A 14,500-nucleotide genomic window follows, 5' to 3' on the forward strand; every position below is an offset into this window, starting at 1 on the left:
CGGCCTATACTTCTGCTGGTAACCGTGGCTGGCTGCCACAGTGCCCGCGTACCGGTGGTCTTGCCACTAACCAGTGCATACCACCCCGTTGAACCGCTTCCGCTGCCCTCTGCTGAGCCGCCGGTTGCGCTGCTGGCGTCCGTGCAAAGTGTAGCTGCTCCACGTGCGCAGGTTCAGCCAGCCCGGCAACTGCCCCAACCGATTCCTACTGATACCAGTAGAATCAGACCGCCTTTGCCCCAAGACTACCCACGGGATAAAGCAACACTAATAGTAAATGGCGTGGGTGGTACTATGACAGCTGCCGGAAGTGTATTAGTGGGTCAAGGGTTAAGTAAACACGAAACCTGGACGACAGCCAGCGCTATTGGAGCAGGCAGTCTACTGCTGGTTGGTCTGCTGATGTTACTTTACCAGCGGCGCCAGAGCCGAAGGCGCCAGCTACGGCAGGATATTAGGGATGCATATCCTGGAAGGAAAACCGATTTTTTTGCTATCCTCCTAAAGGTTACAGCGGGCATAGCACTGGTAGGTGGTCTTCTGATTCTAATAGCTGCCTTAGCTGATCCTGTCTTTTTTGGGACGTTAGGCATGGTGCTTGGGGTAGTAAGTACAGGGTTGGGCCTAGCCATTTTCTTTTCAAAAGACCCGAGCAGCCCGCGCGGGCGCTGGCAAAATGAAGTGCGCCAGTACCGGCAGGCGCAACGCCGGCAGCGCCGGGGCATCACCGGAAACTAAGCTACATCGGGTCCACGTCAGCCACGAAGCGGGCCTGCTTGTAGTCCTTCTGATCCTTTACCGCATTAATGGCGGCCAGAATATCGGCTTTGGCTTGCTTGAGCACCGTATGCTCGCGGCTGAGCTTGATGGTGATTTCCTGCAGAAAGAAGTTGCGGATGCGGAAGATATACGGTGCTTCCGGCCCTAGCACGGCCTCCCGGCCCAGCCGGTCTACCAGCTCGTTGGTGAGCAGGATGGCGGCCCGCTCGGCTAGATGCTGGTCCATGTGCTTTACCGTGAGCCGGATGATGCGCATGAACGGCGGGTAGCCATGCTCGCGCCGCTGCAGAATCTCGTACTCGTAGAACTCCAAGTAGTCGTTGCGGATAACCTTGTCGAAGATTACCTGCTGCGGGTCGCCGGTCTGGATAATAACCTTGCCTTTCTTGCCCTTGCGGCCCGCCCGCCCGCTCACCTGCACAAACATCTGAAAGGCCCGCTCGTGCGCCCGAAAATCGGGGTAGTGAATGATGGAGTCGGCGTTGATAATGCCCACCAGGCTCACGTTGGCAAAGTCGAGGCCCTTGGTCACCATCTGAGTGCCCACCAGCACATTGGTGACCTGGTTTTCAAAGTCGGCAATGATTTGCTGATAGGAGTTTTTGGCGCGGGTCGTGTCCAGGTCCATGCGCTGCACGTTGGCCTCGGGCAGCATAATCTTGAGGTCGTCCTCAATCTTTTCGGTGCCGAAGCCCACGGGCTTGAGGTTGCGGGAGCCGCAGGCCGGGCACTCCACCGGCAGCCGGTCGTGGTAGCCGCAGTAGTGGCAGCGCAGCTCGTGGGCGTGCTTGTGGTAGCTCAAACTTACAGCGCAGTTCTGGCACTTAGGTATCCAGCCGCAGTCCAAGCAGTTGATGAAAGGAGAGTAGCCGCGGCGGTTCTGAAACAGGATGATCTGCTCCTTGGCGCCCAGCTTGCGCTCCATCTCCAGCATCAGCTCGGGCGTGAAGTGGTTGTGCATCTTCTTCGCCTCCCGGCTCTTGCGCGTATCCACCAGCTCAATTTCAGGTAGCCCGGCTTCCCCGAAGCGCTTGGTAAGCGAAACCAGCCCGTAGCGCCCGGTGCGCGTCTGGTAGTAGGTTTCCACGGCGGGCGTGGCCGAGCCCAGCAGCGTGCGGGCGCCCTGGAAGTTGGCCATCATCAGGGCTACTTCACGGGCGTTGTAGCGCGGGGCCGGGTCGTACTGCTTGTAGCTGCTCTCGTGCTCCTCGTCCACGATAATCAAAGCCAGGTTATCGAAGGGCAGAAACACCGAGGAGCGTACGCCCACCACCACCTGAAACCGCCCCGACAGCACTCCGTTCCACACTTCCACCCGCTCGTTGTCGGAGAACTTGGAATGGTACACGCCCAGGCGGGAGCCGAACACGCGCATCAGGCGGGTCACAATCTGGGCCGTAAGTGCAATTTCGGGCAGCAGGTACAGCACCTGTCCGCCCCCGTCCAGGGCCTGCCGGATCAGGTCGATGTAGATTTCGGTTTTGCCGGCCCCCGTTACGCCGTGCAAAAGCACAATGTCCTTTTCCTGGAACTGCTGCATCACGTCGTCGCGGGCCGTGGTCTGGGCCTCGCTCAGGGTGAAGTGCATGTTGGCCTGGGTGGCATCGTCCAGCGGAAAGCGCGACACAATCACGTCGAACTGCTCCAGGATGCCATTTTTGATGAGCGTGTTCACCGCCGAGGGCGAAAGGTGCGGGGCTGAGGTGAGGTAAGCTTTTTCAATGCCCTGGTGGTTGAGGTGCTCGTTCTGGTACACCGGCACCTTCTGCAGGTAGCGCATCAGCACATCCAACTGCTTGGAGCGGGAGGCCAGCTGCGCAAACAGGCTCTCTACCGCCGCCTCGGCCACGTAGTGGTGGGCCAGCCGCACCTTCTTCACCACCTTGGGCGAGTACTTGTCCTGCAGATGCTCGAACAGAAAGACCACGTCTTTCTGCATCAGGGACTTAATGACTTTGTGAAAGGAGGTGATGCCCAGAATTTCGCCCACCTCCGTGAAGGTAAGGCTCTTGCCTTCTTCGCCGGTGCTCAGGGCCTCCACAATCTTCTCTTCCTGCTCGCTGAGCGGATAAGGGTTTTCGTCGCGTACGAAGGCCGGGTGGAGCTGCACGCGACTCTCGGAGCTGAGCTTAAGCGCCGAGGGCAGCGCCGCGTTGATGACCTCGCCCAGCGTGCACAGGTAGTAGTCAGCCATCCAGCGAAAGAGCTTCAGCTGGGGCTGCGTCACTACCGGCGCATCATCGATGAACTCCAGGATGTACTTGGCCTGATACTCCTTGGGCGGGTTTTCGTGCACGGCCGCCACAATGCAGCTCAGCGTTTTCTTGGCCCCGAACTGCACAATCACGCGCCCGCCTACCACTACCTGGTCGTTCAGCTCGTAGGGCACGCGGTAGGTGTAGAGCTTGGGCAGCGGCAGGGGCAGAATCACGTCGGCAAACAGCGTGACGCGGTCGGTGGCCGCTTCTGGCTGCGGCTGCACAAAGTCAAACGTGAGGCTCAAAGGGAAAGCAAAACTGAAAGCGGAAAGTAAAGATAACACACGCCGCCGCGCTTACGGTGCAGCCAATTGAGGCCAACTCTCAAATAGGGTGAGCGGGCAGCTATATAAGGCTAGGCGGTTCTAGAGCTGAGCCAGGGCCTCCGCTACGGTATGCACGGGCTGCTGGCAGGCGTGGTTGAAGCACACGTACAGGGTGGTTTCGTCGTGCAGGGCCGTGCGATTCTGCAGCAGCGGCAGCTCGCCGGGCCCGGGGCCACCGGCCAGCACCACATTGGGCAGAAAGTGCCGGCTCAACTCCTGCCGGCGTGCATCGGCTTCGGGTCCAATTAGGGCAATTTCGGCGGTAGGCCGCAACAGAGCAGCGTACAGTGCGGCCCAGTTGGCCAGGTGCTGGGGCTCGCGCACCACTAGGGCCTGCACGTGGCGCAGCATGGCGGCGGCCAACTCGGTGTAGCGCGGCTGCTCCAGCAGCAACCCCAGCCGGTGCAGGTTGTGCGCCATCACGGAGTTGGAGCTGGGAATTACATTGTCAAACAGCTCCTTTTTGCGGGCAATCAGGGTCTCCCCGGCCACATCCGTGTAGAAAAACTGCTCCTCCTCGGGGTCAAAGAAGTTTGCCAGTGTGTATTCCGTCAGCACTTCTGCCTCGCGCAGCCAGCTTTCCGTGAACGTGGCTTCGTACAGGCTGATATAGGCCTGAATGACTAGGGCATAATCTTCCAGAAACCCGGTGATGGTAGCGCGGCCGTTTTTGTACGTGCGCCACAGGCCGCCAGCTTCGTTGCGCAGCTTGGATTGCAGAAACTCAGCATTGCGCCGAGCCAGCGTGAGGAACGTGGGCTCGGCGAAGGCACGATAGGCATCCAGCAGACCCTGAAGCAGCAGTGCGTTCCAGCCCGTCAGGATTTTGTCGTCGAGGGCGGGGCGGGGGCGGGCAGCGCGGTACTGCAGCAGCTTCTGCTTCCAGCCTTGCACCAGTTCGGCTACTACGCCGGGCGCCAGCTCGTGCTGCCGGGCAAAGTCTTCGTCGGAAAGCTGACGGTGCAGGATGTTGCGGCCGTGCTCCCAGTTGCCAGCGGCCGTGCAGCTGTAGTAGGCTTCGGCCAGCAGCTCTTCCTGGCCCAGGGCTTCGCGCAGCTCGTCTTTCGTGAATACGTAGAAACGGCCTTCCTCGCCCTCACTGTCGGCATCCAGTGCGGAGTAGAAGCCGCCCTCCGCGCTTAGCAGCTCGCCCTCCGCAAACCGCACGGTTTCGTACACTACTTCCCGGAAAAGCTCGTCGCCGGTTACCTGGTAGGCTTCGGCGTAGAGGCTAATGAGCTGCCCATTGTCGTAGAGCATCTTCTCGAAGCTGGGGAGCCAGCCAGTTTTCATCTACTGAGTAGCGGGCAAAGCCGCCGCCCACCTGGTCGTAGAGGCCGCCCCAGGCCATGCGGCGTAGCGTGAGGGTGGTTTGCTCCAGCGCGGCATGGTTGCCGGTCATATGATGCACGCGCAGCAAAAAGCGCCAGATGCCGGGCATGGGAAACTTCGGCGCGCCGCTTAGTCCGCCTTTTTCCTGGTCGAATTTTGCGGTCAGGTTACCGACGAGCAGCTGAAATTCTTCCTCCGACAAGCCTTCGGCAGCGGCCGGCTGGCGGTGCTTTTCCAGCTCACTGACTTGTAGGGCCTGAGCGAAGTGCTCGGCTGAAGCTTCCAGCTCCTGGCGGTGTTCATTCTGATACGCCTGCCCGATACTAGCCAGCAGCTGCGTCCAGTTGCGGGGCGCGAAATAGGTGCCGCCGTAAAAGGGCTTGGCATCCGGGGTCAGAAACACGTTCAGAGGCCAGCCGCCGCCCACGCCCATTGCCTGCACCGCCGCCATGTACACCTGGTCCACATCGGGGCGCTCCTCCCGGTCTACCTTGATGCAGACGAAGTGCGCGTTCATCAGGGCCGCTATCTGCGGATTCTCGAATGATTCGCGCTCCATCACGTGGCACCAGTGGCAGGCCGCGTAGCCAATGCTCACCAGTATCGGCTTCTGCTCCTGCCGGGCCTGCGCCAACGCTTCTTCACCCCACGGATACCAGTCTACGGAGTTGTGCGCGTGCTGAAGCAGGTACGGGCTCGATTCCTGAGCCAGCCGATTTGGCGACGATGAACGGGAGCTGGACATTAGGCTGGGGCATAGTTGGAAAAACAAAACCCGGCCACTGCGGGCCGGGTTTTGAAAGAAGACATTTTACGCGTTTTCGGCGCCGGTATCTGGGGCAGCCGGCTTGCGCCGGGAAGGGCGGACCCTTTTCGGCGCAGATGGAGCCGGCGTTTCTGCGGGAGCTGCCGGAGCTTCAGGCTGAGCGGCGGCCGGGGCCTTGCCGCGTTTCCGCGCTGCCGGCACTTTGGGCGAAGGGGCCTCGGTTGGCGTTTCTGGGGTTGACACTTTGGGCTTCGATGGGCGCGTAGGCCGCTTATTGCCGGCAACTGGCGCAGCAGGTGGCGTTTCCGTAGTCTCTGCCGGAGTCCCGCTTGGCGTTTCGGTGGATGCTAAGGGCTTTTTCCGGGCCGGACGAGGCTTGGCAGCTGGCTTTGGAGTTGCTGGAGCAGCTGGGGGCGCGTCAGCAACTGCGGGCTGCGCGGGTGCTTCCGCAACGGGCCCTGCAGCTGTCGGTGCTTCGATGGCAACTTCCGTAGGCTGTTTGGCCCGGGCAGGCCGCGCTTGGCGGCTGGCCTGCCCGGTGCTGCTCAGGTTGCCAGAAGCACCCGTACCCACCGTATGCGGAATGAGTGGCTTCGGAGCAGTTGGCGTCGGCGCAGCTGCAGAACCAGCGGGAGCTACCTCAATGGAAGCCGCAACCACCGGAACGACGGGCTCAGGAGTAGGCGCCACGCTAGGCTCCGGGGCTGCTACGGGCGCGTCAACCCGTTCGACGTTGCTGGTCTGCGGCTCGTCCGGCAGAACCTGGGAAACCGGCGAGTCCGAAATAGCGGATACCGATATTTCTTCCGTTGTCGGAGAAGCATCTGCCGCATACAATGGCTTAAAGCGCGGAGCAGGCCGATGCGGCTTGCGTACGGCAGCAGCCCGCCGCTCACTGGCTGAACGGCCCGAACGGCCTTCGCGTCGGCCACCTTGGGTATCGTCACCAGCGGGTTCGGTCGTATCGAATTCCGAGGGGGTATTCGTATCTGCTTCAGGAGCAGCAACTGGTAAACCAGATTCAATAGCCTGCGCAGTTTCAGCAACAAATTCGCCTGACAACTCAGCCGCCGGCTGTGGTGGATCCGCTGTTTCGGTTGCCGATGACTGCGTTTCTGCGGTCTGCTCCGGCGCAGTTGCTTCCGGTAAAGCCGGCTTACGGTTTTTGGAGCGGCGCGAATTGCGCTTGCGGCGCTCCAGCGCGGTTTGCAGCGGCATATCCGGCTGCTCGGTAACCACAACTGGCGGAGACGGTGGCAACGGTGACGGTAACGAGTCAGCCACCGGCTCGACAGCCGCTTCGGCTTCGGTCGTTGGCAGCAGCTGGTTTAGCGTAGCGGTGGTAGCCGCCAGAGCATCGGACTCGGCCGCCAGGCGGGCGGCGTGCTTTTTCTTGTTGCGCTTGGCCCCGCCCCGGCTGCGGCGCTTTTTCCTGATAAGCGGCTGCTCGCCTTCCAGCGCCGCACCCACGGCTTCTACCAGCGTATCGGCAGCTTCGGGCTCCTCGTCAGCTTCATCTTCCTCCACGTCTTCATCGGGCCATTCCAGGGCCGAGTCCAGCTGGGCTCCGGCATCAAGCGGCTCCTGCACGGCAACCGTAGCTTCTTCGCCCACGTCGATGCGTTCCTCGTCGTCCTCTTCGGGTTCGGGAGTTAGTTGCGGCGGGGCAGGAGGGAGGGGCAGCTCGGCTATGCGCTGGCGCACAATAGCCAGCTCGGCCTGCACGCTGGCCTGGGCACTGAGGCGCTCCAGGCGTTCCAGCGTTTGTTCCAGAAACTGCCGATGCTCGGGGGCGGCGGCGTAGAGCGGCCGATGGGCCAACGCCTGCCGTACAGCTTCCCATTCCTTCTTAAAGCGCCCGAATGACTGGTCGAAGTACGTGCGCGTGAACTTCTCCCAGATGTAGTCCTCCGCTACCGCCGAGGGGTGCAGCATGTCAGGAGCGTAGAAGCGGTAGTCGCGCAAATCGTCCAGCAGCAGCTCGTAGGCCGGGAAGTAAGATATGTCGGGCAGCAACTCGCTGAGGTAGTGGCAGGCCACGCGCAGCACCGATTTGCTGACGGAATTCAGCGGCAGCGTATCCTTGATATGCCGCACCGGGCTCACCGTCAGAATAAACCGCAGCCTGGGGTTGATGCGCCGCAGGTAGGCGTGGGTTTCGGCTACGGCATTGATAATTTCATCGGGCGTGAGCAGCTCTTTTTCGAACCGCTCCGCCGGGATTTTGTGGCAGTTGCTTACCAGCTCCCCGGTTTCCTTCAGGCGGTACACGAAGGCCGTGCCCAGCGTCAGCATCACCACGTCCGTCTGGGCCAGGAACGCACCGGTTTCGCGCACCACTTCCTGTATGCGCTGGAGTAGGGCCACTGGGTTTTCGGCTCCGAGGCTGGCGGCCAGGTCGTAACTCTGCCAGCGGCCCCGGGCTTCTACCAGGTGCTGCTGCCAGTCCATATCCTCGCCGGCGGCGGTGCGCAGCAGCTGGCAGGCCGTAAGCGGGTTGAACACGGTGCCAAACGGATTTACCAGCGTAGCAACCTTATAATCGGCCAGGCGGCTGCCGATGGTATCGGCAAAGCAGGAACCCACCGTAAGCACCCGCGCGGTGGGCGGCAGCTGCTGCGGGTGAGGGGTAAGAGGTAATTCAGTACGAAACATCAGCGGTACATCAACCCGAAAAGCGGTGCGGGCCACCGGCTGTTTTTCCATGCTGCGGCGCCAGCCAGCTGGCGGCACCCTCAGCCGGCCGAGCAAACGCTACCAGGCCAGGAAAAAACGGCTATAGAGAAGACAAAGGTAACAGCCCGCCACCGATTGTGGCACGGCCCTGCCGGGAGTACGTAAAGTGGTACCGCAAAGGCCATAAAAAAGCCCGGCTGCCAAAGCAACCGGGCTTTTTCTAAAGCAAGCTGAGCTTACTCCGATACTACGTTGAAGCGTACTTTGTGCTTCACTTCGCGGTGCAGGTCCAGCGTAGCGGTGTATTCGCCTACCGAGCCAGGCTCCTGGTCGAACGAGAGACGCTTACGGTCTACGTCGATACCTTTCGCCTTGAGGGCGTCGGCCAGCTGCAGCGTGGTTACCCGGCCGAAGATGCGGCCGCTTTCACCCACCTTGGCGGGCAGGTCTACCACGGTGTCACCGATTTTGTCGGCCACGGCTTGGGCATCGCCCTTTACCTTATCCGCTTTGTGAGCGGCCTGGCGTACGTTTTCGGCAACGATTTTCTTGTTGGTCTTATCAGCCAGTACGGCCAGACCTTGGGGGAGCAGGTAGTTGCGGCCGAAGCCAGCCTTTACCGTCACAAGATCATTCTTGTAGCCCAGACCCTTTACGTCGTCTTTCAGGATTACTTCCATGTCTATGTTTAGTATTGAGCAGTGAGTAGTAAGTATTGAGTAAGAACGGAGCGAAGAAACTTCGCATAGGTCTCACTACTCAATACCAACTACCCAATACTAATTTTCTATTTCAGCGAATCGGTTACGTAGGGCATCAGCGCCAGGTGACGGGCTTTGGCCACGGCCTGGGCTACTTTGCGCTGAAACTTCAGGCTGGTACCGGTGATGCGGCGGGGCAGAATGCGGCCCTGCTCGTTCACGAACTTGAGCAGGAAGTTCGGGTCTTTGTAGTCCACGTACTTGATGCCGGCTTTCTTGAAGCGGCAGTACTTCACGCGCTGCTCCTGCTTGTGGATTCTTTCGTTGGCGAGGCTCATATACTTATTGGGCTACAGCTTCCGATTGTTGTTTGGCTTTCTGCTGGTTCATCTCCCCGTTCCGACGACGCTGGCTGTAGGCTACAGCGTGCTTGTCGAGTACGGTGGTCAGGAACCGGATAACGCGCTCATCGCGGCGGAAGCTGGTTTCCAGCTTGTCCACGATATTGCCCGAACCGGTGAACTCCACGAGAAAGTAGTAGCCGGTCGATTTCTTCTGAATCGGGTAAGCCAGTTTCTTGAGTCCCCAGCTTTCCTGGTGGATAATGTCGGCGCTATTTTCCTTAAGCACCTGGGTGAACTTCTCGACCGTCTCTTGCACCTGGCTCTCGTTCAGCACGGGAGTCAAGATGAAGACCGTCTCGTAATTTCTTACTTCCATTACGACGGGGTGAAAATGTGATTGAAAACTAAATGAGGGCGCAAAGATACGCTTTCCATTCAGGATTGAAGCCGGTGGTTCCGAATTTCTTTTCTGCCCTCCGCATAGTAAGGGCGTAACACTCAGCCGAAAACCGGTTGGCCAGCTACCATCAGAGCGTTGCTACTCTTTGCCAAAGCAGGTAGCTCCCATTGCTAACTAAAACAGACCCGTATTGCGCTCCTATTATATAAGGAGTAGATAAACGCATTTTTAGAACAATTCCAGACAAGCTCGTAAGGCCGAAAATTAGCCTGTGCAGGTTTGTTCTCTGGGTTTCCCGACCTACATTTGTGGCCTTGAAGCACCCCCGCGTTTCTTTTTCCCCGTCAATTTGTGCTATGACTGGCATCCGACTACGTACCCTTCCTTACTGCTTACTTGCTCTCTTTCTGTCGTTTGCTTCCCTTGATCGTGCCTCAGCGCAGGATGTGGGAGCTGCCCCGGATGTGAGCAAGGAAGGAGTAGCTCCCGGCGCTACGGCCGTAGCTGCCCCCGCGGCCGCGGCAGGTGCCACTACCGGCGATGCTGCCGCTATTGCTGCCGGCGACGCCCTTTTCAAAGGCAACTGCGCCCAGTGCCACGCCGTGAATGAAGTGGTGGTAGGCCCGGCCCTGGCTGGCATCACCAAGCGCCGCTCCCTATCTTGGTTGATTCCGTGGATCAGAAATTCCAGCAAAATGGTGGCCAGCGGCGACGATTACGCGGTGAAGATCTACAATCAGTACCAGAAGCAGCAGATGCCCAGCTTCCAGCTCTCGGATGCTGAAATTACCTCGATTGTATCGTATATCACGGCCGAAGAAGGCAAAGCCAGCCCAGTTGGTGGTGATGCAAAAGGTGAAGTTGGCAAAGATTCAACTGATCCTAAGGGTCCAGGCACGGAAGCCGGTGCCGGTAAGTACGTGGATATCCTGCTCATCGTGCTGGTAGTGGTGCTGATTGTGCTGGTGGTAACGCTGGTTATCATTGCCAACATCATGAAGGACGTGCTGCGGGGCCGCAAGGACCTCGACGGCCGCGACGTAGAACTGCTCGAGCAGCGCTTCGACTGGACCAAGCTTTACAAGTCGAAAGTGGTTCGTGGTCTGGCCCTGGGTATCTTCCTGCTGGCGGTGCTGTATGAGTCGGTACAAGGCGTAATGGCCGTGGGCCTGCAGCAGGGCTACCAGCCTACCCAGCCTATTGCTTTCTCGCACAAGCTCCACGCCGGCGAGCATCAGATCAACTGCGCCTACTGCCACACCTCGGTGTACAAAAGCAAGTCGGCCAACATTCCCTCCGCCAACATCTGTATGAACTGCCACTCGCAGATCAAAACGGAGTCGCCGGAAATCAAGAAAATCTACCGGGCTATTCAAAAGAACCAGCCCATTCAGTGGGTGCGGGTTCATAACCTGCCCGACCTGGCTTACTTCAACCACTCCCAGCACACGCAGGTGGGTGGCCTGGAATGCCAGACCTGCCACGGCCCCATCCAGAACATGGATGTAGTGTACCAGTACTCGGCCCTAACGATGGGCTGGTGCATCAACTGCCACCGCGAGACGCCGCTCAACACCAAGGGCAACGGCTACTACGACAAGCTGGTGCAGCTGCACGACAAGGCCAATGGCGCCGTGCCGTTCACCGTATCGTCAAACGGTGGTACCGAGTGCTCGAAGTGCCACTACTAATTGGTTGGTGTGGCTAGGGCACAGCTAGCCCTATAGCTGCCTCACCTAACTACTCTTACTGGAAATAAAGACAAGCATTGACCTTGTGGACGATGAAAGGTCGAAATCCAAGACCCTAAGTCCCCAAGCCCCCAAGACCCCATAACAAATGCAAGAGTCGCCTAAGTACTGGAAGGGAATTGAGGAACTGGAGAACTCGCCGGAGTTCGTGAAGAATGCACTCACGGAGTTTGCAGACTTCCTGCCGGTGAAGGAAACCTATGGCTCTTCCGACGCCTCGGTTGCCCCGCGCCGCGACTTCCTCAAGCTGATGGGCTTCGGCCTGGCCGCCGCTACCCTCGCCAGCTGCGAAACACCCATTAAAAAGGCTATTCCTTACCTGAACAAGCCCGAAGAGGTTGATCCAGGTATTGCCAACTTCTACGCTTCGACCTACTTCACGGGTCAGGATTACAACAGCGTGCTGGTGAAAACCCGTGAGGGTCGGCCCATCAAGCTGGAAGGCAACCCCGAGTCGCCCGTTACGCGTGGTGGCCTTTCGGCCCGCGGTCAGGCCGCTGTGCTGAGCCTCTACGACGGTGCTCGTCTGCAGCATTTCGCCATCAAGGGCCAGAAAGCTGAGAAGGACCGCGTCGACCAGGAAATCCGCGCGAAGCTGGCCAGCGCCGGCCGCATTGCCATTGTGTCGCCGACTATCATCAGCCCGAGCACCAAGAAGGTTATTGCCGAGTTTACCTCGCGCTACGCCGGAACCGAGCACGTGATGTACGACGTGAACTCGGCTTCGGCACTGCTACGGGCCAACGGCGGCGTATTGCCTGCCTACGACTTCAGCAAAGCCAACGTTATCGTAAGCCTCGCGGCCGACTTCCTTGGTACCTGGATTTCGCCGGTGGAGTTTGCCACGCAGTACATTCAGAACCGTAAGGTTTTGAGCGAGAAGCGCACCATGTCGCGCCACTACCAGTTCGAAACGGCTATGTCGCTGACCGGCTCCAACGCCGACGTGCGCGTGCCGGTTAAACCTTCGGAACTCGGTGCCGCCACGCTGGCCCTGTACAACACCGTAGTAGGCGGTGGCGCTGGCTCATCCTACAAAAACGACCAGCTAACCAAAGCCGCCAACGAGCTGAAAGCTGCGGGCAGCCGTGGTCTGGTCGTGTCGGGCTCGAACGATCCGGCCGTACAAACGCTGGTTGCCGCCATCAACACTGCGCTGGGCTCGGCGGCTGTGGATACGGCTAACCCCTCCATGGTGCGTCAGGGCGACGACGCTCGCATTGACCGCCTGATTACGAATATCACTACTGGCCAGATAGGGGCAGTCATTTTCTACCACGCTAACCCCGTTTTCGACCACCCCAAAGGTGCTCAGCTGGCTGCCGCCTTGCCCAAGGTAGGGCTGACGATTTCGCTGAACGACCGGCTGGACGAAACCGGCTCGCTGTGTCAGTACGCTGTGCCCGACCACCACTGGCTGGAATCGTGGAATGACTTTGAGCCTAAGCGCGGCTTCCTGAGCTTGTCGCAGCCAGCTATTTCTCCGCTGTTTGCCACTCGCCAGGCGCAGGACTCCCTCCTGACTTGGGCCGGCAATCCACAGAGCTACTACAACTACCTACGGGCCCAATGGCAGGGCGTACTGGGCGGTGACTTCCAGAAAGCCTGGGACAAAGCCGTGCACGATGGCGTAGCTACGGGCACGGCTTCGCCAGCTCCGGTAGCTCAGCTAACTGCCCCCATGAGTGCTGCTGCTGCTGCTCAGTCGATTGCATCAGCTCCCAAAGGCTCAGGCATGGAACTGTTTATCTACGAAAAAGTAGGCGTAGGCAGCGGGGCGGAAGCCAACAACCCCTGGCTGCAGGAGCTGCCCGACCCGGTTTCGAAAGCTACCTGGGGCAACTACGTAGCCATGTCGCAAAAGCAGGCGAAAGATCTGCAGCTGGAGCAAAACGATGTAGTAAAAGTATCGGCTAACGGTAAGAGCGTTGAGTTGCCCGTGCTGGTTCAGCCCGGCCAGGCCTACGGCTCCATCAGCATTGCGCTGGGCTATGGTCGCGAAAAGGCCGGCAAGGTGGCCGATAAGGTAGGCGCCAACGTGCTGCCGTTGACTACCGTGAAAGACGGGGCAGTAAGCTATGCTACTACGGTAACGCTGGAAAAAACCGGCGCTACCTCGCCCATTGCCCAGACGCAGACGCACCATACCATCATGGACCGCAAGCCGGTGGTGCAGGAAGCTACGCTGAAGCAATACCAGAAAGACCCTAAGGAAGTAACCGAGTACGAAAAGCTGGTTACACCCGAAGGCAAAGTAATGCCCGGCAAAGTGTCGTTGTGGCAGGACTACGAGTACAAGAACCACCACTGGGGCATGGCCGTGGACCTGAACTCCTGCATTGGCTGCGGCTCGTGCGTGGTAGGGTGCCAGGCCGAAAACAACGTGGCCGTAGTAGGCAAGCAGGAGGTTATCAACCGCCGGGAGATGCACTGGATGCGTATCGACCGCTACTATAGCTCCGCGGCTCACAAGTCGGACTTCGAAGAGAAAGGCAAGCTGGACACCTACGCAGCCATGGAAGACCCCTCCGAGAACCCCTCGGTAATTTTCCAGCCCATGATGTGCCAGCACTGCAACCACGCTCCCTGCGAAACGGTATGCCCGGTACTGGCCACCACGCACAGCTCGGAAGGTCTCAACCAGATGACCTACAACCGTTGCGTAGGCACGCGCTATTGCGCCAACAACTGCCCGTATAAAGTTCGTCGCTTCAACTGGTTCTCGTACTACTCCAACGAGAAGTTCGAAGACGTGAACGGCCACATGTTCACGGACCTCGGCCGCATGGTGCTGAACCCCGACGTGACGGTGCGCGCCCGCGGCGTGATGGAAAAGTGCTCGATGTGCGTGCAGCGCATTCAGCTGGGCAAGCTCGAAGCCAAAAAGCAGAAGCGTCGTCCGCAGGATGGCGAAATCGTATCTGCCTGCGCCCAGTCCTGCCCCACGCAGGCCATCGTGTTCGGCGACATGCGCGACCCGGAATCACGCATCTCGAAGCTGCTGCGCCGCGAAGACGGCGAGCGGGCCTTCCATGTGCTGGATGCCATCAACGTGCAGCCCAACATCACGTACCTGACCAAGATTCGCAACACCGACTCGTCGGAGTTTAACGCTTAAACAGTTCAAGGGGGCTTGGAAAATTGGTTTTTGCGACCAACGCCCATC

Annotated in this window: 9 protein-coding genes; 2 read left to right on the top strand and 7 right to left on the bottom strand. The window is 59.4% G+C overall.

The genetic code is table 11. From position 1 onward, the window contains the following. Positions 1-739: 739 nt before the first annotated feature. From priA to rpsF, 7 genes are all read right to left on the bottom strand, one after another. Positions 740-3,283 (bottom strand): primosomal protein N', encoded by a 2,544-nt coding sequence (priA, locus tag LRS06_RS14575; RefSeq protein ID WP_257872141.1) that lies wholly within the window; start codon positions 3,281-3,283, stop codon positions 740-742. Between the two features lie 120 nt (positions 3,284-3,403). After that, the gene (locus LRS06_RS25430; protein ID WP_308239911.1) at positions 3,404-4,657 is read right to left on the bottom strand and encodes a hypothetical protein; all 1,254 of its coding nucleotides are present in this window, start codon (positions 4,655-4,657) and stop codon (positions 3,404-3,406) included. Continuing rightward, the gene (locus LRS06_RS25435; protein WP_308239912.1) at positions 4,596-5,441 is read right to left on the bottom strand and encodes a DUF255 domain-containing protein; all 846 of its coding nucleotides are present in this window, start codon (positions 5,439-5,441) and stop codon (positions 4,596-4,598) included. The genes LRS06_RS25430 and LRS06_RS25435 overlap by 62 nt, the downstream gene beginning before the upstream one ends. A 66-nt stretch (positions 5,442-5,507) precedes the next feature. After that, positions 5,508-8,168, bottom strand: coding sequence for a GSCFA domain-containing protein (locus LRS06_RS14585; protein ID WP_257872142.1), 2,661 nt, complete (start codon positions 8,166-8,168; stop codon positions 5,508-5,510). Positions 8,169-8,374: 206 nt separating this feature from the next. Further along, the gene (gene rplI, locus LRS06_RS14590; RefSeq protein WP_257872143.1) at positions 8,375-8,818 is read right to left on the bottom strand and encodes a 50S ribosomal protein L9; all 444 of its coding nucleotides are present in this window, start codon (positions 8,816-8,818) and stop codon (positions 8,375-8,377) included. 107 nt (positions 8,819-8,925) lie between these two features. Beyond that, on the bottom strand, positions 8,926-9,177 hold the full coding sequence (rpsR, locus tag LRS06_RS14595; protein WP_149071344.1) for a 30S ribosomal protein S18: 252 nt from the start codon (positions 9,175-9,177) through the stop codon (positions 8,926-8,928). Positions 9,178-9,181: 4 nt separating this feature from the next. Next, positions 9,182-9,559, bottom strand: coding sequence for a 30S ribosomal protein S6 (gene rpsF, locus LRS06_RS14600; protein WP_196957458.1), 378 nt, complete (start codon positions 9,557-9,559; stop codon positions 9,182-9,184). A gap of 380 nt (positions 9,560-9,939) precedes the next feature. On the opposite strand from rpsF, the gene LRS06_RS14605 reads away from it, so the two are divergent. After that, entirely contained in the window at positions 9,940-11,274 is a 1,335-nt protein-coding gene (locus tag LRS06_RS14605; RefSeq protein WP_257872144.1) for a cytochrome c3 family protein, read from the top strand. Between the two features lie 148 nt (positions 11,275-11,422). Next, positions 11,423-14,452, top strand: a complete 3,030-nt coding sequence (locus LRS06_RS14610) for a TAT-variant-translocated molybdopterin oxidoreductase (RefSeq protein WP_257872145.1) — start codon at positions 11,423-11,425, stop codon at positions 14,450-14,452. Positions 14,453-14,500 lie beyond the last annotated feature (48 nt).

This window comes from Hymenobacter sp. J193 (assembly GCF_024700075.1).
Lineage (GTDB): Bacteria > Bacteroidota > Bacteroidia > Cytophagales > Hymenobacteraceae > Hymenobacter.

What these genes read in the sequence shown, in the direction of transcription:
- LRS06_RS25430 (WP_308239911.1), bottom strand. Translation starts at nt 4,657, where the DNA reads ATGAAAACTGGCTGGCTCCCCAGCTTCGAGAAGATGCTCTACGACAAT.
- LRS06_RS25435 (WP_308239912.1), bottom strand. Translation starts at nt 5,441, where the DNA reads ATGTCCAGCTCCCGTTCATCGTCGCCAAATCGGCTGGCTCAGGAATCG.
- LRS06_RS14585 (WP_257872142.1), bottom strand. Translation starts at nt 8,168, where the DNA reads ATGGAAAAACAGCCGGTGGCCCGCACCGCTTTTCGGGTTGATGTACCG.
- rplI (WP_257872143.1), bottom strand. Translation starts at nt 8,818, where the DNA reads ATGGAAGTAATCCTGAAAGACGACGTAAAGGGTCTGGGCTACAAGAAT.
- rpsR (WP_149071344.1), bottom strand. Translation starts at nt 9,177, where the DNA reads ATGAGCCTCGCCAACGAAAGAATCCACAAGCAGGAGCAGCGCGTGAAG.
- rpsF (WP_196957458.1), bottom strand. Translation starts at nt 9,559, where the DNA reads ATGGAAGTAAGAAATTACGAGACGGTCTTCATCTTGACTCCCGTGCTG.
- LRS06_RS14605 (WP_257872144.1), top strand. Translation starts at nt 9,940, where the DNA reads ATGACTGGCATCCGACTACGTACCCTTCCTTACTGCTTACTTGCTCTC.
- LRS06_RS14610 (WP_257872145.1), top strand. Translation starts at nt 11,423, where the DNA reads ATGCAAGAGTCGCCTAAGTACTGGAAGGGAATTGAGGAACTGGAGAAC.